We start from the raw sequence: 24,541 nt of genomic DNA on the forward strand, positions 1-24,541 counted from the left end.
AGTCAGCCTCCATGAGGTTGATGGCGCGACTCGCGGCCGGTGTCGCCGTACTGCTTGCCGCGCTGGTGGTCGGGCAGGGCACGGCGGCCGCGGACGATGGCCTGGGGTTGGGGCTGCGCGCGGAGCGACAGTCCTACCGGGTCGGTGAGCCGGTCCGCTTGGATCTCACCGTCACCAACTCGACGGGCGCGGCCTGCGCGCTGGCGACCGAGGCCACCGGGACCGTCCAGGTGACCGGAGTACGCCGGGACGGGCACGACGTGGCGCCGGTGCTCGGCCGCAGCTTCTACGCCGACGGGGTGGCCGCGGTCGCCACCGCCGGCCTCACCACTGTCGAGCAGGGCACGAGCATGACCGTGCCGTTGACAGCCGTCCGGGTGCACGACGGTGACGACGCCGGTGACGTGGTGCTGCGTTCGGTGGCCGCGACGCCGGACGGCGGTGGGCTGGACACGCTCTGGCCGATCGGGGCGGCCGGCCGGTACGAGGTGACCGCCGGTTACGTAACGTTGCCGGTGAGCGGTGCCGCCAACTCGTGTGTGGGGGTCAGCGCGCTGCGGACCGCCACCTTCGTCGTCGGTGACGGCGGTTCGGGCGTACCCCGATGGGCCTGGCTGCTCGGCGGCACCGCGCTCGTGCTGCTGCTCGTCGTCGCGACAGTGGTCCTGCGGGTCCGCCGCCGGTCCCCGGCGGGCGCCGCCGCCCTGCTGCTGGTCGTCGTCGGTGGGCTCGTGGTCACGGCGGCGCCGCCGGCCCGAGCGGCGTACACGGTCGACCCGAACTCCGGCGTGCCCGTCGCCGGCGTCGACTTCCAGGCGGCGGTCGACGGCTGCCTGCAGGGGTTCGCGGCGGCCGGCGGTGATCCGACCGGGATTCTGGCCCGGCTCAAGGATCCGAAGTCGCCGAAGGTGCGGATCATCCCCACCCCGGGTGGCTCGGGTGCCTTCGAGACCCCGGACAGCGCGGATGGCAGGGGCTCCTCCACGGTCACCTGGAACCCGACCTCCACCGACCCGTACGGCGACGGGGTGGTCCGCGACCCGTGCGCCGCGCTGTACCACGAGCTGAACCACGCCGACGACATCTCCCGCAGCGCCGTGCCGGCGGGCGAGTGCGGCGCCACCGGGATCAAGACCGCCGAGGTGAAGGCGACGCTCGCGGAGAACCGCTACCGCGCGGCGAAGGGACTGCCGCCACGCACCGAGTACGACGGCAAGCCGTTGCCGAAGAACCTCGACGAGTGCAAGAAGCCGGCGAAGAAGAAGCCGCCGGCGAAGGGGCCCACGAAGCTCTGCGAGGAGGGTGCCGCCTGCGCGAGCACCAACGGCGATCCGCACCTGGTCACCTTCGACCGGGCCTACTACGACTTCCAGGCGGTCGGCGAGTTCGTGCTCGTCACCGCGACCGGCGGCGATCCGCTGGAGGTGCAGGTCCGGCAGGCCCCGATGGCCGGCACCCGGACCGCCTCGGTCAACACCGCCGTCGCCTTCCGGGTCGGCGAGCGCCGGGTCAGCCTCACCCTCAGCGGCGGCGGAACCCGGGTGTACGTCGACGGCGCGCAGGTCGCCGTACCGCCAGAGCGCACCGACCTCGGCGGTGGCGGCGCCCTGGTCCGCCGGCCCTCCGACACCGGTCCGGCGGACGGTTACGACCTGCGCTGGCCGGACGGTTCGGCGGCGGCCGTGGACCAGATCGGCCACTACGGCTACCGGCTGCTGGTGAAGCTGGACAAGAGCCGGGCCGGAAAGGTGCGCGGCCTGCTCGGCGACTTCGACGGCGACCCGGGCGACGACATCGCCCCCGCCTCCGGGCCGGCGCTTGCGCAACCGGTGCCCTTCGAGAAGCTCTACCCGGCGTACGCGGACGGTTGGCGCATCGCGCAGGAGCGCTCGCTGCTGCACTACGAGGACGACCAGGACACCGGGACCTTCACCGACCGCTCCTTTCCCGAGCGGCCGATGACGACTGCCGACCTCGATCCGGGTCGCCGGGCGGCGGCGGAGGAACTGTGCCGCTGGGCCGGCGTCACCGCCCCGGCCGCGCTCGCCGACTGCGTCTTCGACGTCGGAGTCAGCGGCCGACCCGAGTTCGCCGTCGGCGGCGCGGCCACCGAGCGGATCGCACCACCGCCGGCCGTGCCGATCGCCGCCACGCCTGTCGCCACCGCCGCCCTCACCCCGGGTGGTGATCGGCTCACCTTCCCGGCCCGCGCCGGGGACGCCGTCTTCGTCGACGTCGTCGCCAGTGGGATCGCCAATCGCTGCTCCGCGTACCGGCTTCTCGACCCGGAGGGCCGGGAGGTGGGCAGTGGCTGCAACATCAACGGCTCCGGCTTCATCGACCGCGTCGACCTGACCGCTGCCGGCAGCTACGCGGTCGAGGTCACCGCCGCGACGGGCGACACCGGCCGGGCCACCGTACGGGTCTACGCCGCCTCGGACACGGTGGGCACTGTCGAGTCGAACGGGCCGGCGGTCTCCGCGACTATCGGGCAGCCGGGCGCGCAGGCCCGGTACCGGTTCACCGGCCGGGCCGGCGAGCGGGTCTTCGTGGAGGTGCCGACGAGCACCCTGAGCGACCAGTGCTCGCCGCTGCGGATCGAGGACGCCGACGAGCAACTGCTGAGCACCGGCTGTGTCGTCAACGGCGTCGGCGAGGTCGACGGCACGCTGCTGCCCGCCGACGGCGCGTACACGGTGGTGGTCGATCCGGTGGACCGCACCACAGGTGAGGTCGCGCTGCGGCTCTTCGCCGGTCGGGACGGCAGCGCCACGATCACCCTGGACGGGCCGGCGGTGGTGGCTGTCGTGGACCGGCCGGGTGCGCTGATCGGTTACCGGTTCACCGGCTCGGCGGGAACCTCCGTGGCCCTGACGGCGAGCGCCGCCACCCTGCCCGACCAGTGCGGCGTACTGGAGCCGCGTGGCCCCGACGGCATCCTGCTGGCCAGCGGCTGCGTCATCAACGGCGCCGGCACTGTCGACGCGACGAGGCTGCCGGCCACCGGCACGTACACGGTGGTGGTGAACCCGTCGGGCACCGCGACCGGGCGGGTCACCGTCACCCTGCACCGCTGAGCCGGAGGATCGGCTCTGTGCCGGCGATGGATGAGCCTCACGTTGCTTCCGGCTGCCACGCGGGTCGACAGGTGCTGACGAGCCGTGGCCAACGAATGCTCCCTCCGGGGGTGGAGACGGCTCGCGCGGCCGGGGGATGGCATGGCTCGCGCGAGCCGGCAACGTGGATCCCGACAGCGACGACAGTCGCTACGAGGGAGGACCGATGAGGAACACGTTTCGGGGGCTGGGCACGGCGGCGATCATGGTCGGCGTGACGCTTGTCGCCGTGCCGGGCGCCAACGCCACACCGCACCGGCCGAGGGTCGCCAGCGTCGTCGGGTCGGGCGAGGTCAGGTTGACGTATTCGCCGGACAACGACGTACGCAGCTTCACCTTCGACGCGCGAGCGACCCCGTACACCCGGGCACTGCCGGGCGCGCCGCACGGCCTGCCCACCGACGCGACAGGCACGGTTCGCGTCGCCCACCGGGTCGCCGCGAACGGTCTCACCGTCCGCTTCGCGGCCCGCGTCGACTGCCTGGTCACGGCCGAGCGGACCGCGAGCCTCACCGCCGTGGTCACCGAGGCCGACACGCCGGCGGCAGACCTGGTCGGTAGGCGTCTGGGCTTCAGCGTGTACGACGGGCCGGGCGGCGATCGGGTCGGTTTCTCCTGGTCGGTGGTCAACGCCGACCAGGGGCCGGACGGTCAGTGGCGCGAGGGGACGGTCGGCACCTGCCTGGCGCCGGCGGCGTTCGCCCCGGTGACCAGGGGCGACTGGACCGTCCGACACGCCGAACTGCTGCCGCCGCCAGCGGACAAGTAAGCCACCGGCGGCGGTGACCCCGGCGGATAGGCGCGCGCGTCGTGGGTAAGCGGCGCGCGTGCCCGCCGACCAGGAGCCGGAGACCGAAGGCGGCGCCTCACCGCACGGATGGCTCAGGGTGCGCCGGATGGTCGCTGGTCTGCGGGAGCGAGCACGCGAGGGGCTGCGCTCCCGCGCCTGGCGGCTGCGCCTGTACGGCCTGCTCGCGGTGCAGGCCGGCTTCGCGGCTGCGATCGCCTGGTACGTGGCGTACCAGTTCCTGCACAACCCGTCCCCGATTCTCGCGCCCACCACCGCGGTCGGCATCGTGGCCGCCTCGATGGGGTCACGCCTGCGGCGCACCGTCGAGCTGCTGGTCGGGGTGATCCTCGGGCTGGCCGTCGGCGACGCGCTCATGCCGTTCTTCGGCATCGGGGCCTGGCAGACCGGCGTGGTAGTCGTGCTGGCGATCGTCCTCGCCGTCCTGTTCAAGGGCGGTGGTTCGCTGCTCACCCAGGCCGGTGGCACCGCGGTGCTCATCGCCACCCTGGAGCCACCCGTACGCGAGCTGTCCGTCCCCCGCTTCGTCGACGCGGCGGTCGGCGGACTGGTCGGGCTGGCTGTCGGCCTGCTCCTGGTGCCCATCCACCCGCAACGGACGCTGCTGCGGCTGGCCGAGCCCGTCGTCGGACCGGCGGCCGCCGCCATCCACGAGCTGGCCGCGGCGCTGCGGATCCGCGATCTCGCCGGCGCCGAACGGAGCCTGCGTCGGTTGCGGGAGCTCGGCCCCCAGTTGACCGCCCTGAAGGAGGGGCTCGGCGCCGCCCAGGAGGTGGGGCGGCTCGCGCCCCTGCGCTGGCGGGAGCGCGACTCCCTGACCTTCCACACGGCGTCGATCCAGCATCTGGACCGTAGCCTGCACAGCTGCCGCTCCCTGTCCCGACGGCTCACGACAGCGCTCAAGGACGAGGAACCCATCCCCGAGGAGTTTCCCGCGGCCATCGACCTGCTGGCCTGCGCCCTGCTGACCCTGCGCTGGACGATCCAGGCCGGTGCGGAGCCGCGGGAGGCCCGCGAGCAGATCCTGGTGGGCGTCGAAATGATCGGACGGGCGCAGGGGGAGGCCGTGGGGGACCCCACCCGCCCGCACGTCCACCGTCTGGGTTATTCCGGGCTGATCGCCGCGGGCGAGTTTCGCATGGCCGCCCACGACCTGCTCATCGCCAGCGGACTGGACGCCGAGAGGGGGGCCGTGCTCGTGCGGAGGGCGGTGGACGGGCACCGGCGGAACTGAAGGGAAGACTCACGCCAGGTCAGGTCGCCGTACGTGCGGCGAGCACGTCGAGGTAGTGCGGGTTGGTCATGACGCCCAGCACGTTGCCGAACGGGTCGACCACCGCCGCGCTGACGAACCCCTCGTCCCCGTGCGGCGTGATCGGCTGGTACTCCGTGGCGCCCAGGGCCAGGAGTCGCGCCACGGTGGCGTCGAGGTCGTCGACGTGCCAGTGCATGACGGCGCCGCCGGGCCCGGTCGCCGCGCCGGGTGGCGCGTACCGGCGGTCGATGATGCCCAGCTCCGCCTGGTAGTCGCCCACCCGGAACTCCGTGTAGGCCGGACGTCCGTCGGGGCCGGGCCGCGAGAAGTACGCGTCCTGGCCCAGGAACTGGGCGTACCACTCGGTGGCCGCCGCCACGTCGTCCGCCCAGATGTTCAGCGTGGCGAATCCGCGCAGACTCATCAGGTGTCCTCTCGTCGTTGGCCTCCGGTGTCACGCTATCGGTGGGCACCGACACGTTCGTCCCACACGGAGATGACGGGCCGTGTAGGGCGCGGTATCCCGGGTAGTCGCCGCCGTCAGCCCGACGAGCGGCGGGAGCCAGCGTGGAGACGTACCCCGCAGTGGAGGAGCACGGCCTGATCGGCGATCTGCAGACCGCCGCGCTGATCAGCAAGGACGGCACGATCGACTGGTTCTGTGCGCCCCGCTTCGACTCGCCGAGCGTCTTCGGCGCCCTGCTGGACCGCCGCAGGGGCGGGCACTTCCAGCTCTCGCCGGACGGCATCGACTACACGAGCAAACAGCTCTACCTGCCCGGTACGCCGATCCTGATCACCCGCTTCCACAGCGCCGACGGCGTGGGGGAGCTGGTGGACTTCATGCCCGTCACGGGCGAGCGGGCCACCGACCAGCACCGGTTGATCCGGCTGGTCCGGATGGTTCGGGGGAGCATGCGGTTCCGCTTCGACTGCCGGCCACGGTTCAACTACGGGCGGGATCCGTACGAGCTCGAGGTCCACCCGGAGGGCGACGTCTTCCGCAGCTCGACCCTCTCCCTCACCCTGACCCCCTTCAAGAACGCGGAGCGGTTGGTCGACACCGGGACCATCCACCGGGACGCGGAGGGCGTCTGTGTCCGCTACGAGCTGCACGCCGGCGACATCGGCGGCGTCGTTCTGGAGACGGCCTGCCCGCACGCTCCCCGGGCGCTCAGCATCGAGCAGGCCTGTGAACTGCTCGCCGAGACCCGCGACCACTGGCGTCGGTGGATCGGCCGCTCCACCTACACCGGCCGCTGGCGGGAGATGGTCGAACGGTCGGCGATGACGCTCAAGCTCATGACGTACGCCCCGACGGGGGCTCTGGTCGCCGCGCCGACGGCCGGGTTGCCCGAGCAGATCGGCGGGCCGCGGAACTGGGACTACCGCTACACGTGGATCCGGGACGCCTCGTTCTCGGTGCACGCGCTTCTCCGCCTCGGCTTCACCGACGAGGCGGAGAAGTACCTTCTCTGGCTCGACGCGCGCATCCGTGACGCCCGCGACGGCGACGTTCCCCTCCAGGTGATGTACCGGATCGACGGCTCACCGGACCTCCCCGAGGAGGTGTTGGGCAACCTGGAGGGGTACCGCGGGTCGGCGCCGGTGCGGATCGGCAACGGCGCGTCGGGTCAACTGCAGCTCGACATCTACGGCGAGGCGCTCCTGGCGCTGGATCTCGCCAGCCGGAACGGGCTCTTCGTCTCGTACGAGGCGTGGCGGAAGACGGCGGGGCTGATGGACTGGCTCTGCGACCACTGGGACCAGCCCGAGGACGGCATCTGGGAAACCCGGTCCGGCAGGCAGGACTTCACCTACGGGCGGCTGATGGCCTGGGTGGCGTTGGACCGTGCCATCCGTCTCGCGAAGCGCCATGGACGCCCCGGCGACACGGCCCGCTGGACCGTCGAGCGCAACGCCGTCTACGAGCAGGTCATGGCGCGTGGATTCCATCCCGGACGGGGCGCGTTCGTGCAGCACTACGGCAGCGACATCCTGGACGCCTCACTTCTCGCGATGCCCGGGCTCGGCTTCATCTCGCCGACCGATCCGATGTGGGTGTCGACGTTGCGGGCCATGGACGGCGACCTCGTCTCGGACAGCCTCGTCTACCGCTACGACCCGAAGGCCTCGCCGGACGGGCTCGCCGGCTCCGAGGGCACCTTCAGCATGTGCACCTTCTGGTACGTCCAGGCCCTCGCCCAGTCCGGCCGGCTCGACGACGCTCGGCTGACCTTCGAGAAGATGTTCACGTACAGCACGCCGCTGGGGCTGTACTCGGAGGAGATCTCTCCCAACGGTGAGCAGATCGGCAACTTCCCGCAGGCGTTCAGCCACCTCTCGCTGATCAGTACGGCCGATCACCTCAACGACCTCCTCGACCGCGAGCGGTGACCGGGGGCGTACCTGCTCAGAACAGGGTGAGGGGTTCGACAGGTATCGGTTCGGGCAGTGCGGCGAGGCCGGGGACGCGTGCGCGTACCTCGTCATGGAAGCGGCGGGCGAGCCTCGGCGCGTCGGCGTTGTCAGGCGTGTGGACGAACACGGTGGGGGAGCGTCCCTCGCGCAACCAGTCGGCGGCGACCTCGACCCAGCGCTGCCAGCCCTCGACCGTCCGGGCGCTGTCGTCGCGGCCCAGGTAGCGGACGATCGGACGGTCGGTCAGCGCGACCGACCGCAGTGGCAACCGTGGTTTCTTGGTCCAGGCGTCGCGCTCCGCGTCGCTGGTTGGCGGGCTGGCGAAGAACGCAGTGGTGTCGAAGGGAATCCATTCGGCCGCGGCCGCCGTCAGGGTCTCCTCGAGCAGCCGGACCGCGCGGGGCTCGGTGAAGAACGCGGGATGGCGGACCTCCACGGCGTACCGGTGGGAGCGCGGAAGTCGTCCGAGGAACCGGCCGAGGGTGGGCACGTCGGACGGCGAGAACGACCCCGGGAGCTGGATCCACAGAGCGTGGGCGCGTGGGCCGAGGGGCTCGATCGCGTCGAGGAAGGCGCGCAGCGGGTCGTCGACGTCGGTGAGCCGGCGTTCGTGCGTGACGACCTTGGGGAGTTTGACGACGAAACGGAAGCCCGGGTCGGTCTGCGCCGCCCAGGACGCGACGGTGTCCCGGGCGGGCGTCGCGTAGAACGTCGTGTTCCCCTCGACGGCATCGCACCAGCTCGCGTAGTGGTGTAGGCGTTCCTGGGGCGTACGCGGCTGTGGCCAGGACCTGTGGGTCCACATCGCGCACCCGACGTGCAGCCGCATGACCGCCCCTCCTCCGCCGACAACGGCGCCCACGGTATACGCGCTGGCGGTCGCGACCAGAATCCCGCCCGCGGGCAACCGTCAACTCGGGGTTGACGAGAGGAGTTCGTCAACCTATGGTTGACGCATGACCGAGCCTTTCCAGATGAAGAACCACGTCAAGCTCGACGACCTGATCCAGGCGATCAAGAAGGCGCACACCGACGCGCTCGACCAGCTCACCGACGCGGTGATCGCCGCCGACCACCTCGGTGAGGTCGCCGACCACCTGATCGGGCACTTCGTCGATCAGGCCCGGCGCTCGGGCGCCTCGTGGACCGACATCGGTCGCAGCATGGGGGTCACCAAGCAGGCGGCGCAGAAGCGCTTCGTGGCGAAGGGCTCCACCGAGGCCGCGGCGCTCGACCCCAACGCCGGCTTCGCCCGGTTCACCCCCCGGGCCCGCAACGTGGTGATGGCCTCGCAGGAGGAGGCCCGCGCCGCCCGCAACGCCGAGATCGGCCCGGAGCACCTCGTGCTGGGGCTGCTCGCCGAGCCGGACGGACTGGCCGCCAGGGTGATGGCCGGCCGGGGGGCGACAGCCGAGGCGGTCCGCGAGGCCGTCGGCGCCGTCCTTCCGCCCGGAGTCGACGAGGTTCCGGACCTCATCCCCTACAACGGACGTGGCAAGAAGGCGTTGGAGCTGACCTTCCGGGAGGCGCTGCGTCTCGGGCACAACTACGTCGGCACCGAGCATCTCCTGCTCGCCCTGCTGGAGTTGGAGGACGGCGCGGGTGTGCTCACCGATCTCGGCCTGACCAAGGAAGCGGTCGAGGCCGACCTGGCCGTCGCCCTCGCCGCCATCGTCAAGGCGTCCGCCCCCGAGGGCGACGCTCGATAGCGCCGGTACGACGGCCGTCGGCTCGTCTCAGGAGACGTCGGGGAAGCCGTAGCGCAGGGCGTGCTCCGGATCGGCCGGGTCGATCTGGCGTACGCCCGCGTCGGCGAGGCGCTTGTTGACCTCGTCGAGCTGCTCGCGGACGAGTCGGGCCTCCTCCTCGGTGACCCGGCCCCGGTGCGGCTTCCCGGCGTGCTCCAGCGTGCCGTAGTCGATCTTCTCGGGGCTCTTGCGGGCCTTCGGCGGGCGGACCCGCTCGGCGGTCCTCAGCAGTTGCGCCATCGGAACGTCGGTGGCCATCGCGTCGAACTCGCTGGCGGTGAGGACCACCCGTCGGGGCTCGCCGCCGCCGTGCCGGTCGTGGATCTCCACCACCGCCACGTCCAGCGCGGCGTCGTCGATGCTCTCCACCTCACCCGGGGTGGCGTCGAGCTGCACGGGCCCGGCGACCAGGTCCGGGTGCTCCAGGACGACGACACGAACCACCTCGTCGTCCTGCTGCAGAACGGTGCCGGTGAAGTCGGAGACGTGGATCGTCTTCTTGCCCATGCGCGGAGCTTCTCCTGTCGTAGGCCGGATGCCGGACCACAAGAAATTACCCGACAGGTGTGCGAAAGCCGCCGCTGGTCCTCCTGCGGTGTGTCGTCCCCGACCACCGTCAGCGCGTGTTGAGGCCGTGCCGGCTGGAGCTTCCGGCCGGCAGCTTGTTCAGCTTCGCCCAGGACAGCTCGCCCGTCGTGCGGGTCACCCGGTAGCGCGGCTGGGCCGGAAGGGGTCCGGTGGCCTCCGCTGCACGCCAGAGGCGCGTGGGGTTCTGGTGGAAGGGGGCGTTCGGCTGAATGGGCATGACCAATACCGTCCCAGAGAAAGGTGTCCAGATATGGAAATACCTATGACGATCGATATCGCCACCCGGTTCCCGGATTTTGGGCAGCATGTCGGCGCTTTGGCGGGGCGCTCCTGACCCCGTACCACCCGGCCTCGGTGGGAAGGCCCGCCCGCGCGGGCCGCCCGGCGTACGGTGATCCACGACGTGTGGGTGACGGAGGTACGCATGCTCGACCGGCGGCTGCAGCTGCACCTGGCCTCCTGGCTCGGCCAGTGGCCGGCCGGCCCGGGGCTGCACGTGGTCGCCTCCCAGCGCCGGGCCAGGCCAGCCTGGGACGGCCGGTTGCGCCCGGCCCTCGCCGTCGACACCGGTCGGAGCGCGGTGCTCTCCGTCGCGCCGGACCGGGTGGCGGCGATCCGAGCGCTGGTCGGGCGAGCGCCGGACCGGCTGCTCGCGGCACTGCCGCAGGCCGTCGGCCTACCTACCTTCTCCGTGCACGACGGCCCGTTCCGCTGGAGCAGTTCTCCCGCACCACTGCCCGACGTGGGGGAGTGGACCGAGTCGACGGCCCCCGGCCTGCCGACCTGGCTGCGGTTGTTCGACCGCCCGGTGCTCGTGGTCCGGGACGCGGACGGCACCTATCTGGCCGGAGCCGGAATCAAACGCCACGACGCGTACGGCCACGAACTGGCCGTTGGCACCGCCCCGGCGGCCCGGGGTCGGGGCCTCGCGCGTCGGCTGGTGGCACAGGCGGCACGGCGGGTCCTGGACGAGGGAGCGGTGCCGACGTACCTGCACGAGAAGGACAACCACGCCTCGGCCCGGGTCGCGGAGGCGGCGGGTTTCCCGGATCGGGGTTGGCGGGCGTACGGGGTCTATCCGCGGTGAGACGGGCAGCCGTCGGGCGCCGATCTCAGTGCGCGGACCGTGGATCCCGGGCCGGATCCACGGTCCGCAACCTGCCCCCAGGTCCCGGTTCTCGGGCGATCGGCCGCGTCGCTGATGGGCCGGTTCGATGGCGATCACGCTACGTATCGAATCTGCTCGGTGCAAGGTGCGAGCTGTCGGGTCGGAGTGTCGAATAACGGACTTGACCTGCGACGAAGCGGAGCGGCGACGGTGCTGCGGTTAGTGACGCAGCGTACGGATGAGGTCGAACACCTGTCGGGTCACCGGGCGGAGCACCCGCAGCCGCGACAACGCGACCAGCCGGTCGATCAACGGCACCACACCGTCGATCAACTGTCGGGTCTTGACCTGACCAGCCGACCGGTCGTGCACCCAGTAGAGGACGACGCCCATGTACGCGAGCCAGAGCAGCTCGGGCAGCTGAGGTCGCAGCTCGGCGTCGACCTTGGCGGTCGAGCCGGTCAACACCTCGGCGAACAGGTCGATCGCCGCCTGCCGGGGGGCGGACGACTCGGCGGAGAAGGGACTGAGCGGGGAGGTCGGCTCGGCCGCGGTCTTGAAGAAGGTCGCCGCGAAGTCGTGCGACGGGGTCAGCACGTCGATGCCTGCGTGCAGCACCCCGGCCAGCCGCGCGCCGAACGCCTCCTCCCGGTCGAGCACCGGTTGGGCCGCTGCTCTGATCTCGACCTGGGACTGGGCGTAGAACTCCTGGATGAGGTGGTCCTTCGAGCCGAAGTAGTAGTAGGCGTTGCCCACCGCCACGCCTGCTTCCTGCGCGATCGCCCGCATCGTGGTCTGGGCGTAGCCGCGCTCGCGGAACAGCCGCAGCGCGGTGTCTCGGATCAGCTGCCGGGTCTGCTCGCCACGGGCGGTCGCGGGCTCACCCGCAGTGGTCGTCGGCGCAGGTTGTTCGGTCATCGAGGTCACGGTATCCCGCCGGTTCGTCGATCGGCTCGGCCCACGGATCGCGAACCCGTTCCCGGATCGCCGAGGCGGCCGTCACCACCTGCCGGGCCAGCGGCAGCAGATGCGGTCGGGACAACCGCTCGGCCGCCGACCGGTGGTCCGCCAACGCCCAGAGGCAGGCGAACCACGCGCCGTCGCCCGCGTACACCTCGCCGGTGTCGGCCACGACGGTCAGGTCACGCAGCGTCGCGTCGTGGTCCAGGCCGGGGAAGCGCCACCGGGCCTCGGTCGAACCCGCCGGCACGAACTCCAGGGGTACGAGTTGGGCGCGGGACGAGAGCCACCGGCGGGCGGCCCGGCAGAGCGGGCAGTTCGCGTCGAACAGGACGGTGAACCCACGGACCCCACCGCCCCCGAACGCGGTGGGATCCGAGGGCTCGGTGGGCCCGCCAGTCGGTGCGCCGGTCATCGGGTCGCGGGGTTGGGTCCCGGCCCGTCGGCGCCGGGCTGTGCCGCGCGGGGCTGTGCGGTGCCCGGCTGTGGCCCCACCGACTGGGGCCCGGTCGGGTAAGGCCCGGCCGGCTGTGCTCCGACCGGCTGTGCTCCGACCGGGTAGGGCCCGCTCGGGTATCCACCGTGCGGTGCGGCTTGCATGGGGAGTCGGCTGATCGGAGCGATCGGGGGGTGGGGAGCGAGTTGGCGAAGTCGGTTTCGGCGGTAGCGGCCCAGTGCGAAGACGTTGAAGAAGTGCAGCGCGCCGAGTACGAGGAGCACGAGGCCGATCTTGAGGGACAGCTCCTCCATGGCCTGGCTGGTGGAGCGCACCGGGTCGGGATGCTTCATGGCCACCGTGACGTAACCGAGGTTGAGCAGGTAGAAGCCGACCACCAGGAGGCTGTTGACCGCTCGGGCGAGTCGTTCGTCGGCGAACACCTCTTCCAGGAAGACCTGCCCGTTGCGGGACAGGGCCCGAGCCACCCAGATGGTCAGGCCGACGCTGACCGCGAGGTAGATCACGTACATCCAGACCTTGATGTCCATGTGGACGCCTTTCTTGAACGTGTTCAACTACCGACGACGTCAGCCTAGAGCGCCTGTTGAACATGTTCAATAAGGAATGACGAGTGACTGTGGACACTCTGGTGCGGCGCCGAGCGCGCCATCCGGTCGAGCCCTGGCGTCGGACCGGACGGCGCCGGGGCTCAGTGGGCCAGGCCGAGTGCCTCGGCCGCCGCGCGGCCGTTGGCGTGGCTCGCGCCGTAGGTGGTGACGAAGGCGCGTACGCCAGCCGGGCGCCACTGTGCCGGCCAGCCCATCTCCACCACCGTCACCGGGTGCTGGGCCGCCAGGTCGGCGATCAGTTCCGGGCCGCCGGGCAGCCGGTGCAGGTGCCGCCCGACCAGCACGATCTGCCGGCCGCCGGCCAACTCACGCAGCGTGGCCGGATCGGTCTCGGTGGCGATCACCCGGATCTCCCGTACGCCGTCGAGGTGCGGGCCGAGGCCCCACGGCACCCGTCCCTCGGCGATTGTCGACTCGGTGTGCAACTGCACCACGAGCGGCTGGTCCAGGCCGGTGAGCGGGCCCTCCACCCGGACCGCGCGACGCGCCGCGGCGTACCCCAGATCGGGGTCCTCGGTGGTCGGTGGCCCGCCCGCGGCCCGGGTCCAGGCGGCGAGCGCGGCGGCGCGGCCGGCCGCCTCCTCGACCCGCGCGATCGGCAACCGGCCGTCGGTCATCGCCTCGACGATCTCGGCGGCCACCCGCTCGACAAGCGTCGCGTCGACAGTCGCGCCGATGCAGAGCAGGTCCGCGCCGGCCGAGAGGGCCCGGACCGCGGCCGGCCCGACACCCCCGGCGGCCACCGCGGCACCCTTCATCTCCAGCGCGTCGGTGATCACCGTCCCGGTAAAGCCGTACTCGGTGCGCAGTAGGTCGACCAGGACGGCCCGGCTGAAGGTGGCCGGGTCGTCGCCGGTGAGCGCCGGCACCCGGATGTGCGCGGTCATCACGGCCTGCGCTCCGGCGGTGACGATCGCGGCGAACGGCGGCAGGTCCCGCCGGCGCAGCAGCTCCAGCGGGACGTCCACAGTGGGCAGTTCGTGGTGGGAGTCGGTGACTGTGGCGCCGTGGCCGGGGAAGTGCTTGGCGCAGGCCGCGACGCCGGCGGCCTGGAGGCCGCTCACGGCGGCGGCCGAGTGGGCGGCGACCCGCATCGGGTCGGCGCCGAACGAGCGGGTGCCGATCACGGGGTTGTCGTCGGCGGTGTTCACGTCGACCGTGGGAGCGAGGTTGACGGTGATGCCGAGCGCGGCCAGCTCGGCGCCGATCGACCGGTAGACCCGGCGGGTGAGCGCCACGTCGTCGACCGCGCCGAGGGCCGCGTTACCGGGGTACGGGCTGCCGGTGGCGTGCGCCAACCGGGTCACGTCGCCGCCCTCCTCGTCGATGGCGATCAGCACGTCCGCCCGGCCGGCGCGCAGCGCGGCAGTGCTCGCCGCCACCTGGGCGGGGTCGTGCACGTTCGTGCCGAACAGCGTGTGCCCGGCCAGCCCGTCGGCCACCAGGTCGACCGCCCAGTCCGGTGGGACCGGTCCCGGGTGCGCGGCGAGCAACGTGCCCAGCGCGAGCCGGCGCAGTCCTGGATCGAGCCCCACGTGATCTCCCCTTCGGTCCTCCCGGGCACGCACGTCGTACCCGCGGTGGTCATCGCCCTGCCGGGTCGGCCGAGCACTCTGCCTCCGGGCGGCCGTTACGCTACGGCTACCCGTTCGCAGGTAGGTTTACAGTTAGCAAAGTTTACTAAAACTAGAGGACGTGGCATGAGTGCGACCCGGCTGCCCGGCACCCCCCGCCTGTTGCGGGCGCTCAACGACCGTGCGGCACTGGAACTGCTCCTCGAGCGCGGGCCGCTCACCCGGGCCCGGCTCGGTGAGCTGACCGGGCTGTCCAAGGTCACCGCCTCGCAACTGGTCGAGCGGCTGGAGGAGCGCGGCCTGGTCAGCCGGGTCGGCGAGCAGGCCGGCGGGCGGGGGCCGAACGCCCAGCTCTACGCGGTGCGCCCGAGCAGCGCCCACGTCGTCGGAGTCGACGTCGGGCCGGACCGGGTGGTGGCCGCCTGCGCCGACATCACCGGCGCCGTCATCGGTCGGGTGGAGCAGTCGACGCGGGACACCGACGACCCGGTGGGCGTGGTGCACAACGCCGTGGTCCAGGCCGCCAGCAGCGCCCAGGCGCAGCTCAGCAGCGTCCGGCGGATCGTGCTCGGCACGCCGGGCCTGGTCGATCCGCACACCGGCGACATCACCTTCGCCTTCAACCTGCCGCGCTGGCACAGCGGTCTGCTCGCCGCGCTGCGCGACGATCTGCACACGCCTGTGGTCTTCGAGAACGACGTCAACCTGGCCGCGGTGGCCGAGGCGCAGTCCGGGGCCGCGCAGGGAGTGGCCGACTTCGTCCTGGTCTGGGTGGGCGCCGGCGTCGGCCTGGCGATCATGCTGGGTGGCCGTCTGCACCACGGGAGCAGCGGCGCGGCAGGCGAGATCGGCTACCTGCCGGTGCCCGGAGCACCCATCCCGCGCGACGTCTCGCGTCGCGCCAAGCCGGCCTTCCAGCAGGTGATCGGCGGCGACTCGGTACGCGCGGTGGCCCGCGAGCACGGCTATCCGGACACCGACGCCGCCGAGGCCGTCCGCGCGGCCGTCGCCGATGGCGCTGCCGGCGGCGCGATGCTCGACGAGTTGGCTCGTCGGCTCGCGCTCGGCGTGGCCAGCACCTGCGTGGTGCTCGACCCGCCGTTGGTCGTGCTGGCCGGCGAGGTGGGTCAGGCCGGCGGGGCGGCGCTCGCCGACCGGGTGCAGCGGGAGGTCGCGGCGATCACCCTGGTCCGGCCAAGGGTGGTGCCCACCGGCCTCACCGAGGAGCCGATCCTGCGGGGCGCGCTGCGCACCGCGCTGGACGCCGTCCGCGACGAGGTGTTCGGCTCCACCGTCGGCTGAGCCCGCTGGGGCGGTCATGTGAAGGAATATTTCACCGCAGACCATCAGGCTGCAAGCTCTTGCCGGCGCTCGCCGGGCCGCCGCGCTGAGCGGTCGGCACGCGCCGAGGCCGTCGCGCGACGAGCGGCCGGGCCGCCCGGCTCTCGGCGGGCGGCCCGGTCCGGCCCCTCAGACCAGGTCGCGGCGACGGAACACGGCGAACGCCCCCACGGTCAACCCGCCGGTGATCGCGAGCAGCACCACCAGCGACGGCCCCCAGGTCAGGCTGTAGAAGCCCGAGCAGGGGCCGGTGCCGGGACTGCTCACGCAGAGCTGGTTGTCCCAGAAACGCACCTCGCCGTTGAGCCATGCCGCGATGTGGCTGGAGAGCATCAACCGGTCCGGCCGCCGGGCGTCGACGATCTCCAACACCAGCCGCGCGCCCAGCTCCCACACCACCGCGTACGCGGCCGCCGCGCCGAGCGCCGCCGAGGTGTGCCGGCCCAGCGTCGCGATGGCGAAGCCAAGCGCGGTGGCCAACAGCACCAGCACCAGCCCCCGGCCGTGCACGGCACCCAACGACCGCCAGAAGTCGGTACTGAGCCGACCACCCAGTCCGGCGGTCTGCCCGATCACCCAGAAGGTGGCCAGATAGACAAGGGAGGCCACCACGGCGACGGCCAACACCGTGCCCAGCAGGGTGCCCAGCTTGGTGCCGAGCACCGTCAGCCGGCGCGGCCGCCACAGCAGCAGGTTCACCACCCCACCGGAGTTCAGATCCGCCCCGATGTACGAGGCGCCCACCAGGAACCCGAACAGCACCAGGAACGCGATGAGGAAGTACAGCAGCGGGCGGGCCTGCTGCTCGAAGCTGAACACCCCGGGCAGGTAGTCGGCCGCGATCGGCAACCGGTCCTGCCGGATCGGGTCCACCTCCGAACAGTCGGCCGGGAGGTACTCGTCCGGGTCGATTGGGAGCGTGCCGTCCTTCCGGGCCAGGCACCCCTGGTGGACGGCCTCCATGTTCTGCAGCGCCTCGGCGGCCTGCGTCCGCGCCGCGCTGAGCTCGGCGGCACTCGGCCGGTGCGAGCCGGCCAGGGTGGTGGCCGCGGTGACGGCGAACGCCAGCGCCAGCAGGACGACCATGAGCTGCACGAAGCGGCGCGCGGACAGCCGCTCCAACTCGGCCCGGACCAGGTTCACGCGTCCACTCCCCGTACGTCGAGATCGATCACCGCTGCGCCGTCGCCGTCCGTCGGCAACGCCGAGTCGTCGACCTGGCGGGGCACCGACGGATGCTCGCCCGCGCCGGTCAGCTCCAGGAAGACGCTCTCCAGATCGGGCCGGAGCGGCGTCAGCTCGCCCACCCACAGCCCCTGCTCGCCCAGCACCCGGCTGATGACCGTCGGATCGGTCACCCCGCTCACCACCAGTGCCGTGCCCTCGACGGCGGCCGTCAGCTCCGCGTCGAGCAGCAGATCGGCCGCGCGTTCCGGCTCGGCCACCCGGACCAGGAACTCGTGCCGGTCGTGGCCCGCCAGCACCTCGTCCACCCGGCCCGCCGCGACCCGCCGCCCCCGCGAGATGATCGTGACGTGGTCGCAGATCAGTTGGATCTCGCCGAGGATGTGGCTGGACACCAGCACGGTCACCCCTGCCGCCGCGAGCGAGCGCATGAGGTCACGCATCTCGCGGATGCCCGCCGGGTCGAGACCGTTCGCCGGCTCGTCCAGGATGAGCAGCCGCGGATCCTTCAACAGCGCGGACGCCACCGCGAGGCGCTGCTTCATGCCCAGCGAGTAACCCTTCACCCGATCGTCGCCCCGGTCGCGCAGGCCCACCAGCTCCAGCGCCTCGTCCACCCGGGAGGTCGACACCCCGCCGGCGCGGGCCAGCAGCCGCAGTGTGCGACGCCCGGTGAAGTTGCCGAAGAACTGCGGACTCTCCACGATCGCGCCGACGCGACCGGCCACCCGGGGCAGCAACTCCGGCGACGGCTCGCCGAGCACAGTCATCCGCCCGCCGTCGGCCCGGACCAGCCCGAGCAGGGCGCGCAGCGTGGTGGTCTTGCCGGAGCCGTTGGGCCCGAGGAAGCCGTGGATCTGCCCGGCCTCGACCAGCAGGTCGAACCCGTCGACCGCCACCCTCTTGCCCTGGCGCACGCTGCGGAAGGTCTTGCGCAGCCCTTCGATCTCGATGACCGCGCTCATCTACGCGACTCCGTACGCCGATCGGGCATCTGTCGTCCTCCGGTTGTGGTGATCAAGGACACGGTGCCCCACCCTATGGCCGGGGCGCCGCCCGTGGGGGGCGCCCCGGCGCTGCGTGGTTGGATGGTCAGGTGACTGGTGACCTGATCCCCGGCGCTGCCGGCGCCGCGCCTGCCGCCGCACCCGTGGACCCGGATCTGGTGGTCAGCCTCGACAGCGTCGGCGTACGCCGCTCCGGCACCGCCCTGCTGCAGGACCTGACCTGGCGGGTCGAGCTGGACGAGCGCTGGGTGGTGCTCGGCCCCAACGGCGCGGGCAAGACCACCCTGCTCAACATGGCCGCCGGCCGGCTGCACCCCACCTCCGGCGTCGCGCACGTGCTCGGTGAGCGGATCGGCCGCACCGACGTCAACGAGCTGCGGACCCGCATCGGGCTCTCCACCGCCGCGCTCGCCGAGCGGGTGCCCGCGGACGAGCAGGTCAGCGACGTGGTGATGACCGCCGCCTGGTCGGTGGTCGGGCGCTGGCGGGAGAGCTACGAGCACGGCGACTTGGCGCGGGCGCGGGCGCTGCTCAGCCAACTCGGCGTGGGCAACCTCGCAGAACGCCGCTACGGCACCCTCTCCGAGGGTGAACGCAAGCGCGTCCAGATCGCCCGGGCACTCATGACCGACCCGGAGCTGCTGCTGCTCGACGAGCCCAGCGCCGGGCTCGACCTGGGTGGCCGCGAAGACCTGGTCACCCGGCTGGCCGAGCTGGCGTACGACCCGGACGCCCCCGCCATGGTGCTCGTCACCCACCACGTGGAGGAGATCCCGCCCGGGTTCACCCACGCGCTGCTGTTGCGCGAGGGCGCCGTCGTCGCCCAGGGGCTGCTCGCCGAGACGTTGACCGGCGACAACCTCTCCAAGACCTTCGGTCTGCCGCTGGTCGTCGAGCGGTCCGGCGACCGCTACACCGCACGCGCCGCCTGAGCGGGTGACCGTGTCGCAGACCCGGGTAGTGGTGGTGGGCAGCGCCAACATGGACCTGGTCGCGATGGCGCCGTCGCTGCCCAGGCCGGGCGAGACCATGCTCGGCACCGACTTCGTGATGGTGCCCGGGGGCAAGGGCGCCAACCAGGCCATCGCCGCGGTTCGAGCCGGCGCCTCCTGCGCCTTCCTCGGCGCGATCGGCTCCGACGCGTTCGGCGTCACGCTCCGGGCCCGGATCACGGCGGCCGGCGTGGACACCGGCCACCTGCGGGTCGTCTACGGCACCTCCGGTGTGGCGCTCGTCATGGTCAACGCCCAGGGGGAGAACGCCATCCTGGTCACCCCCGGCGCGAACGACGCGCTGGTCGGCCTCACCGACGAGGAGCTGGCCACGGTACGCGGGGCGGACGTCCTGGTCGCCCAGCTGGAGATCCCGGTACCGACGGTGACCGCCGCCGCGCTGGCCGCCCGTGCCGCCGGCACCCGGGTCATCCTCAACGCCGCACCGGCCCGGGACCTCCCCCCGGAGCTGCTCGGGGCGGTGGATCTGCTGATCGTGAACGAGGGCGAGGCGCAGGCGTTCACCGGTCGAGGCCGGGAGGAGCCGCGGGCGCTGCTCGACCTGGTGCCCCGCGCCGTCCTCACGCTCGGTGACGCGGGTGCCTGGTACGTCGACCGGGACGGCGTCGAGGCGCACGTGCCCGCGGTCCGGGTCGACGTGGTCGACTCCACGGCGGCCGGCGACGCGTTCACCGCCGCCCTGGCGGTCGGCTGGGGCGAGGGGCGGGACGTCGTCGACGCGGTGCGCTGGGCGGCGGCGGCCGGCGCGGCCTGCGTCCGCAAGCTCGGCGCGTCGGTGGCGCTGCCGCGCCGCGCCGAGATCGACGAGTTGTACGCGCAGGGCTGACTGCTCGGGCTACGCCGCCCGCCCGCCCGTCGTCGTGCCGGTGCGGAAGGCGCGACGGTACGCCGACGGCGAGGTCAGCATGACCCGTCCGAAATGATGGCGGTAGGTGACCGGGCTGTCGAAGCCCACCGAGCCGGCGATCTGTTCGACCGGGGCGTCGGTCTCCTCCAGCAGCGCCAGGCTGGCCCGGATCCGCTGGTCGATCAGCCATCGGATCGGACTGCTCCCGGTGGCTCGGGCAAAGTGCCGCAGGTAGGTGCGGGGTGACATGTGCGCCTGCCCGGCGAGCTGAGCCACGGTCAGCGGGTCGGCGAGGTGCGCGAGCGCCCAGTCGATGCTGCTGGCGAGCCGGTCGTCGTCCGGCTCGGTGGTCACCGGCGCCTCGACGAACTGGGCCTGCCCACCGTCGCGGTGCGGGGGGATGACCAACCGTCGGGCGACCGCGTTGGCGATCGCCGCGCCGTGGTCGCGCCGTACCACGTGCACGCACAGGTCGAGCCCGGCGGCGCTGCCGGCGCTGGTGAGCAGGTCTCCGTCATCGAGGTAGAGCACGTCCGGGTCCACCTCGACCCGCGGATACCGCTGTGCCAACAGTTCGGCGTACTGCCAGTGAGTGGTGGCCCGCCTCCCGTCCAGCAGCCCGGCGCCGGCCAGCGCGAAGGCGCCAGAGCAGATCGACATGATCCGTGCGCCGCGCTGGTGCGCCCGGAGCAGGGCGCTCACCACCTCGGGTGCGGGGTCGGCGGTCACGTCGGGTACGCCGGGGACGATGACCGTCTGCGCCGCGGCCAGCTCTACCAGGCCGTACGGGGTGTGCAGGCTGGCCCCGCCGACGACCGGGACCGACCCGGGCCGCTCGGCACAGACGACCAGGTCGTACCAGTCGACGTCGAACTCGGGTCGGGGCAGCCCGAACACCTCGGTGACGATGCCGGACTCGAACATCGACATCCCCGGGTACGCGAGCAGGGCGACGCGATGTCCGGCGGCCGGTCGCCGGGCCGTCGGCAGCGAGAGTGGAGTGGCGGCCATCTGGCGGCTCGGCATGGCGGTATGTTAGCGCAGGACGTCGTTCCCGCCACTCGTCCGGAGGTGGGAGGGCAGCCAGGATCGGTGCATGACCTTCACCTTCGCCGTCCCGGCAGCCGACCCGGCCACCGCCTCCGCCCACCTCCTCGCCCGCCTCAGCATCCAGACCGATGTCAGCGACGTGCACGCCGACCTGGCCGCCCGTACTCCCGGGCTGGTGGTCGTCGACTCCCGGGGCGAGGCCGCCTGGGCGCAGGGTCACCTGCCGGCGGCGGTGCACCTACCCAGCGCCGATATCGCCGCCCGGGCTGCGGAGCTGATCCCGGAGGGTTCGGCGGTGGTCACCTACTGCTGGGGGCCGGGCTGCAACGGCGCAACCCGGGCCGCTCTGGAGTTCGCCCGGCTCGGCTACCCGGTCAAGGAGATGCTTGGCGGGTTCGAGTACTGGGTGCGGGAAGGCCTGTCGGTGGTGACCGGGGCGGGGGTGACCCGCCGGCCGGTGGACGACCTGACCGCGCCACTGTCATCGATCACGTGCGAGTGCTGAGGAAGCGGTGAACGGCCCGGCGCGGGCTCAGCCGGCGGGTTCGTCGCTGAGCTTCTCGCCGCGCCGCCGCAGCATGCCGAGGCCGGGAATGCCCGCCACGGCGAGCTTGAGATCACGGGTCACGTCCAACAGGTCGTGCAGGTCGGGGCCGACCCGGTCCAGCGTCGCCAGGATCGGCAGGATGTCCGCCGTCAGGTGCTCCTTGAGCTTGGGCAGCTCGTCGATCAGGTGGATCGCGGCGGTGATCTCCTCATGGCTCAGCTCCTCGACGAACCGCCCGGTCATCGGCGCGGCCCGGCGCAGCGCCGGCTCGTACGCCGCCAGCAGCTCCGCCGCGGTGGACGCCGCCTGCGCGGCGGTTCCCACGGTGACCGCGGCGCTGCCGGCCACCGCCTCGGCCTCGGTGACCACCGTGCCAGCGACCTGCGCGACCTTCTCGGCCTCGGTGACCACCACGGCGGCGGCCGTCGCGACCTCGGTGGCCGTGTCGATGGCGGTGGTCGCGGAGGCGCTGATCACCGCCACCTCGCGGACCGCCGCCTCGGCGTCGGTGAGCACCCGGTCGGTGCGGTCCAGAGTCGTCTCGATCCGATCCACCACGCCGTTGATCCTGGCCAGCAGCGCTTCCACCCCGTCCAGCACCGCGAACGCGCGGGTGGGCACGGCGGCGAACGAGGCGGCCGAGCCGAGCGCCTGGTCGAGGGCAGAGCGGGTCAGGCCGACCACCGCGCTTGGGGTGGGGAGGGGAATCGCCATGAAACCAAGTGTGCGTCGGCCCGGCCACAACCGCTCGCGGGCGACCGCCGATGCGGTCTGCGGCGGGGCGTCCGGCGGTAGGGTGCCGGCATGCCGGCCGCCTCGCCGCACCACCCGCCGAGCACCCGCGTGGCAGTCCTGCTCGCCGTGCTCGCGGCGCTGGCCGCCGCGCTCGGCACGGCGGTGCTGGTCCGCGCGGACGCCGGCCTCTCCGTGCGGCAGGTCACCGTCGACGGCGTACCGATGACCGAGGTACGCGCCGGCCCGCCGGCACCTGACGTCCGGCGGCCCGGCGTGGTGATCGCCCACGGCTTCGCCGGCTCGGCACGACTGATGCGCCCGCTGGCCGACACCGTGGCCCGCCGGGGAGCGGTCGCGCTGCTGTTCGACTTCGCCGGGCACGGTGCCAACCCGGCCCGACTCGGCCCGGACATGTCGCCCGCGACGCTCGCCGCCGACCTGGACGCCGCAGTCCGATACCTGCGCTCCCGACCCGACGTGGACCCGGCCCAGATCATGCTTGTCGGACACTCGATGGGCGCAGGGGCCGTCACCCGGTACGCGGCCGGGCACCCGGAGATCGCCCGGACCGTGGCGATCTCGTTGCCCGACGCCGGCGAACTGCCTCCGGGTCGCCCGGCGGAGCTGCTACTCATCGTGGGCGGCGCGGAGTTCCCCGCGTTCCGGCGTGCGGCCGACGACGCCGTGGGGCGCGGTGCGGCGGTGGGCCGCCGACCAGCAGTGGTGGTGCCCGGTGTGGAGCACATCTCGGTGTTGTTCGCCCCGCGTACGCACGAGGAGATCGCCGACTGGCTGCCCAGCGTCGACGGGACCGCGTCGCCTCGACCGCTCGTCCGGCTCGCCGGGGCGGCGCTGCTGGTGCTGGCGTTCGCCGTCGGCGTCGTCCCCGTGGCGGCGCTGCTGCTGGGCCGGCGGGGCACCGCAGGATCGGAAGCCGGGGCCCCGCTGCGTGGTCTCACCCTGCTCGGGCTTGTCGTCCTCGCGAGCGGTCTCGCGGCGGCCGTCGCGACCGTCCTGCCGGCCAACCGTCTCCCGCTGGCGGTAGGCGGTTACGTCAGCGGCTTTCTGCTGGTCAGCGGGGTGCTGCTGAGCGGCGGCCAGCACTGGCTTACCGCCGCGACGCGAGTGCCCGGCGTGATCTCGGCGCCCGGTGCGACCCTCGGCGGGACCGGACGTCGTACGCCGGCACGGACCGCCGTCGCGGCGGTGGCGCTGACGGCGTACGCGGTCCTCGCCGTGGGCCTGCCGATCCACCTCGGACTGACCTCGGCGCTGCCGGTCGGCGCCCGTTGGTGGCTGCTCCCGCTGGTGGTGGGCGCGTGCCTGCTCTTCCTGCTCGGCGTCGAGCAGGTCGCGGCCGGCCTGACCCGGCGTCGCCTGCTGGTCGTCGCGGTCACCGTTCTGGTGTTGAGCACGTCGGCGGTTCTCGGCCTGGCACCCGGGTTCGTGCTGCTGGTGGTGCCGTTGTTCGCCGTGCTGCTCGGCTGGCACGTGCTGTGGGCGGCCGTGCTGCGGCGGTACGCGACTCCGCGCTGGCTGCCGGCCCTCGTGGGCGCGGCCCTGCTGGGCTGGCCGATCGTCACCACCCTGCCGTTGCGCTGACCGACTCAGCCGCGACGGGTGGTCATCAACGGTCCCCCTGCTGCTCGACGGCCCGCTGCACGGCCCGGTAGATCTGCCCGAACCGGAGCGCGTCCGGCGTACGCAGCAGCATGTGCTCCTGGCCGTGGTGCTGCACCCAGAGCTCGTGCACGTGGCTGCCGCGCTCGTAGGAGCGGTCCAGCCAGCCGAGGGGAATCTCCAGGAACGGGGCCAACCCCAGCGCCCCCACCGCGCAGGCGGCGAGGATGATCAGCGCCAACTGCCAGTTGCCCCGATCCTGTGCGGACCAGGCCAGCGAGACCACGCAGACCAGCCCGACGAGGGGTGGCAGCGACAGCAGGAGAACCAGCACACCGCGACCCAGCACCCGGCCGCGGACGGCGAGGGTCTTCGCCCCCCGTTCGTGCCAGACGAACGTCACGTCGGGCAGGGCGATCACCTGACCACCCGCCCGGATCGACTCGGAGGTCACCTGCACCGCGTCGTCCCGGTAATAGAGGGTCATCACTAAGCCTAACCACCGGCAGGCAAACCCGCAGCGCTCGCGGCGTGCGGCGCAGCACGACGA

At 72.6% G+C, this 24,541-nt stretch carries 24 protein-coding genes; 11 read left to right on the forward strand and 13 right to left on the reverse strand.

The features are described from left to right. The first annotated feature begins 11 nt into the window (after positions 1 to 11). The 3 genes from ACGFIE_RS13725 (at position 12) to ACGFIE_RS13735 (ending at position 5,158) form a co-directional block, all read left to right on the forward strand. The gene (locus ACGFIE_RS13725) at positions 12 to 3,077 is read left to right on the forward strand and encodes a VWD domain-containing protein (protein ID WP_393294295.1); all 3,066 of its coding nucleotides are present in this window, start codon (positions 12 to 14) and stop codon (positions 3,075 to 3,077) included. Positions 3,078 to 3,282: 205 nt separating this feature from the next. Beyond that, positions 3,283 to 3,885, forward strand: coding sequence for a hypothetical protein (locus ACGFIE_RS13730; protein ID WP_393294297.1), 603 nt, complete (start codon positions 3,283 to 3,285; stop codon positions 3,883 to 3,885). Positions 3,886 to 4,012: 127 nt separating this feature from the next. Next, positions 4,013 to 5,158, forward strand: coding sequence for an aromatic acid exporter family protein (locus ACGFIE_RS13735; protein ID WP_393294299.1), 1,146 nt, complete (start codon positions 4,013 to 4,015; stop codon positions 5,156 to 5,158). Between the two features lie 19 nt (positions 5,159 to 5,177). Here the strand turns inward: ACGFIE_RS13735 and ACGFIE_RS13740 are convergent, their stop codons facing one another. Beyond that, a complete protein-coding gene (locus ACGFIE_RS13740; protein WP_393294301.1) occupies positions 5,178 to 5,603 on the reverse strand; it encodes a VOC family protein in 426 nt (141 codons plus the stop codon). A gap of 143 nt (positions 5,604 to 5,746) precedes the next feature. Here ACGFIE_RS13740 and ACGFIE_RS13745 point away from each other — a divergent pair, with 143 nt between their 5' ends. Further along, positions 5,747 to 7,576 (forward strand): glycoside hydrolase family 15 protein, encoded by a 1,830-nt coding sequence (locus ACGFIE_RS13745; protein ID WP_393294303.1) that lies wholly within the window; start codon positions 5,747 to 5,749, stop codon positions 7,574 to 7,576. Between the two features lie 16 nt (positions 7,577 to 7,592). On the opposite strand, the gene ACGFIE_RS13750 is transcribed toward ACGFIE_RS13745, so the two are convergent. Continuing rightward, entirely contained in the window at positions 7,593 to 8,405 is an 813-nt protein-coding gene (locus ACGFIE_RS13750; RefSeq protein WP_393294651.1) for a DUF72 domain-containing protein, read from the reverse strand. 151 nt (positions 8,406 to 8,556) lie between these two features. On the opposite strand from ACGFIE_RS13750, the gene ACGFIE_RS13755 reads away from it, so the two are divergent. After that, positions 8,557 to 9,309, forward strand: a complete 753-nt coding sequence (locus tag ACGFIE_RS13755; protein WP_393294305.1) for a Clp protease N-terminal domain-containing protein — start codon at positions 8,557 to 8,559, stop codon at positions 9,307 to 9,309. 27 nt (positions 9,310 to 9,336) lie between these two features. On the opposite strand, the gene ACGFIE_RS13760 is transcribed toward ACGFIE_RS13755, so the two are convergent. Together ACGFIE_RS13760 and ACGFIE_RS13765 are read right to left on the reverse strand one after the other, a co-directional pair. Beyond that, positions 9,337 to 9,855, reverse strand: a complete 519-nt coding sequence (locus tag ACGFIE_RS13760) for a hypothetical protein (RefSeq protein ID WP_393294307.1) — start codon at positions 9,853 to 9,855, stop codon at positions 9,337 to 9,339. A gap of 109 nt (positions 9,856 to 9,964) precedes the next feature. After that, the gene (locus ACGFIE_RS13765; RefSeq protein ID WP_363679162.1) at positions 9,965 to 10,243 is read right to left on the reverse strand and encodes a hypothetical protein; all 279 of its coding nucleotides are present in this window, start codon (positions 10,241 to 10,243) and stop codon (positions 9,965 to 9,967) included. Positions 10,244 to 10,360: 117 nt separating this feature from the next. Here ACGFIE_RS13765 and ACGFIE_RS13770 point away from each other — a divergent pair, with 117 nt between their 5' ends. Further along, complete coding sequence (locus ACGFIE_RS13770; protein WP_393294653.1) at positions 10,361 to 11,023, forward strand: GNAT family N-acetyltransferase; 663 nt, start codon at positions 10,361 to 10,363, stop codon at positions 11,021 to 11,023. Positions 11,024 to 11,263: 240 nt separating this feature from the next. Here ACGFIE_RS13770 and ACGFIE_RS13775 read toward each other — a convergent pair whose 3' ends face one another. The 4 genes from ACGFIE_RS13775 to ACGFIE_RS13790 all read right to left on the reverse strand — a co-directional run bounded on the left by ACGFIE_RS13775 (position 11,264) and on the right by ACGFIE_RS13790 (position 14,607). Then, on the reverse strand, positions 11,264 to 11,962 hold the full coding sequence (locus tag ACGFIE_RS13775) for a TetR family transcriptional regulator (protein WP_393294309.1): 699 nt from the start codon (positions 11,960 to 11,962) through the stop codon (positions 11,264 to 11,266). Further along, positions 11,925 to 12,419 (reverse strand): thiol-disulfide oxidoreductase DCC family protein, encoded by a 495-nt coding sequence (locus ACGFIE_RS13780; RefSeq protein WP_393294311.1) that lies wholly within the window; start codon positions 12,417 to 12,419, stop codon positions 11,925 to 11,927. The genes ACGFIE_RS13775 and ACGFIE_RS13780 overlap by 38 nt, the downstream gene beginning before the upstream one ends. After that, positions 12,416 to 12,991 (reverse strand): hypothetical protein, encoded by a 576-nt coding sequence (locus ACGFIE_RS13785; protein ID WP_393294313.1) that lies wholly within the window; start codon positions 12,989 to 12,991, stop codon positions 12,416 to 12,418. Before ACGFIE_RS13785 ends, ACGFIE_RS13780 begins: the two co-directional genes overlap by 4 nt. A gap of 161 nt (positions 12,992 to 13,152) precedes the next feature. Continuing rightward, positions 13,153 to 14,607 carry a glycoside hydrolase family 3 protein gene (locus ACGFIE_RS13790; RefSeq protein WP_393294315.1) on the reverse strand — a complete coding sequence of 485 codons (1,455 nt, stop codon included), beginning with the start codon at positions 14,605 to 14,607 and terminating at the stop codon, positions 13,153 to 13,155. A 165-nt stretch (positions 14,608 to 14,772) separates the two neighbouring features. Between ACGFIE_RS13790 and ACGFIE_RS13795 the strand changes: the two genes are divergently transcribed. Continuing rightward, positions 14,773 to 15,948, forward strand: a complete 1,176-nt coding sequence (locus ACGFIE_RS13795; protein ID WP_363679172.1) for an ROK family transcriptional regulator — start codon at positions 14,773 to 14,775, stop codon at positions 15,946 to 15,948. Positions 15,949 to 16,116: 168 nt separating this feature from the next. Here the strand turns inward: ACGFIE_RS13795 and ACGFIE_RS13800 are convergent, their stop codons facing one another. Both ACGFIE_RS13800 and ACGFIE_RS13805 read right to left on the reverse strand, forming a co-directional pair. After that, entirely contained in the window at positions 16,117 to 17,130 is a 1,014-nt protein-coding gene (locus ACGFIE_RS13800) for an ABC transporter permease subunit (RefSeq protein WP_393294317.1), read from the reverse strand. Then, positions 17,127 to 18,137 (reverse strand): ABC transporter ATP-binding protein, encoded by a 1,011-nt coding sequence (locus ACGFIE_RS13805; RefSeq protein ID WP_393294319.1) that lies wholly within the window; start codon positions 18,135 to 18,137, stop codon positions 17,127 to 17,129. Before ACGFIE_RS13805 ends, ACGFIE_RS13800 begins: the two co-directional genes overlap by 4 nt. A 131-nt stretch (positions 18,138 to 18,268) precedes the next feature. Between ACGFIE_RS13805 and ACGFIE_RS13810 the strand changes: the two genes are divergently transcribed. Both ACGFIE_RS13810 and ACGFIE_RS13815 read left to right on the forward strand, forming a co-directional pair. After that, complete coding sequence (locus tag ACGFIE_RS13810) at positions 18,269 to 19,111, forward strand: ABC transporter ATP-binding protein (RefSeq protein ID WP_393294321.1); 843 nt, start codon at positions 18,269 to 18,271, stop codon at positions 19,109 to 19,111. A 10-nt stretch (positions 19,112 to 19,121) separates the two neighbouring features. After that, positions 19,122 to 20,018 carry a ribokinase gene (locus ACGFIE_RS13815; RefSeq protein WP_393294654.1) on the forward strand — a complete coding sequence of 299 codons (897 nt, stop codon included), beginning with the start codon at positions 19,122 to 19,124 and terminating at the stop codon, positions 20,016 to 20,018. Between the two features lie 9 nt (positions 20,019 to 20,027). On the opposite strand, the gene ftrA is transcribed toward ACGFIE_RS13815, so the two are convergent. Next, positions 20,028 to 21,050 (reverse strand): transcriptional regulator FtrA, encoded by a 1,023-nt coding sequence (ftrA, locus tag ACGFIE_RS13820; RefSeq protein ID WP_393294656.1) that lies wholly within the window; start codon positions 21,048 to 21,050, stop codon positions 20,028 to 20,030. A gap of 85 nt (positions 21,051 to 21,135) precedes the next feature. Here ftrA and ACGFIE_RS13825 point away from each other — a divergent pair, with 85 nt between their 5' ends. After that, the gene (locus tag ACGFIE_RS13825; RefSeq protein ID WP_363679181.1) at positions 21,136 to 21,594 is read left to right on the forward strand and encodes a rhodanese-like domain-containing protein; all 459 of its coding nucleotides are present in this window, start codon (positions 21,136 to 21,138) and stop codon (positions 21,592 to 21,594) included. 27 nt (positions 21,595 to 21,621) lie between these two features. Here ACGFIE_RS13825 and ACGFIE_RS13830 read toward each other — a convergent pair whose 3' ends face one another. After that, complete coding sequence (locus ACGFIE_RS13830) at positions 21,622 to 22,350, reverse strand: hypothetical protein (protein WP_363679183.1); 729 nt, start codon at positions 22,348 to 22,350, stop codon at positions 21,622 to 21,624. A 90-nt stretch (positions 22,351 to 22,440) separates the two neighbouring features. Here ACGFIE_RS13830 and ACGFIE_RS13835 point away from each other — a divergent pair, with 90 nt between their 5' ends. After that, entirely contained in the window at positions 22,441 to 23,973 is a 1,533-nt protein-coding gene (locus tag ACGFIE_RS13835) for a dienelactone hydrolase family protein (RefSeq protein WP_393294324.1), read from the forward strand. A gap of 25 nt (positions 23,974 to 23,998) precedes the next feature. On the opposite strand, the gene ACGFIE_RS13840 is transcribed toward ACGFIE_RS13835, so the two are convergent. Continuing rightward, positions 23,999 to 24,478, reverse strand: a complete 480-nt coding sequence (locus tag ACGFIE_RS13840; RefSeq protein ID WP_363679187.1) for a DUF6232 family protein — start codon at positions 24,476 to 24,478, stop codon at positions 23,999 to 24,001. Between the last annotated feature and the right edge of the window lie 63 nt (positions 24,479 to 24,541).

This window comes from Micromonospora sp. NPDC049275 (assembly GCF_043197115.1).
Classification (GTDB): domain Bacteria; phylum Actinomycetota; class Actinomycetes; order Mycobacteriales; family Micromonosporaceae; genus Micromonospora.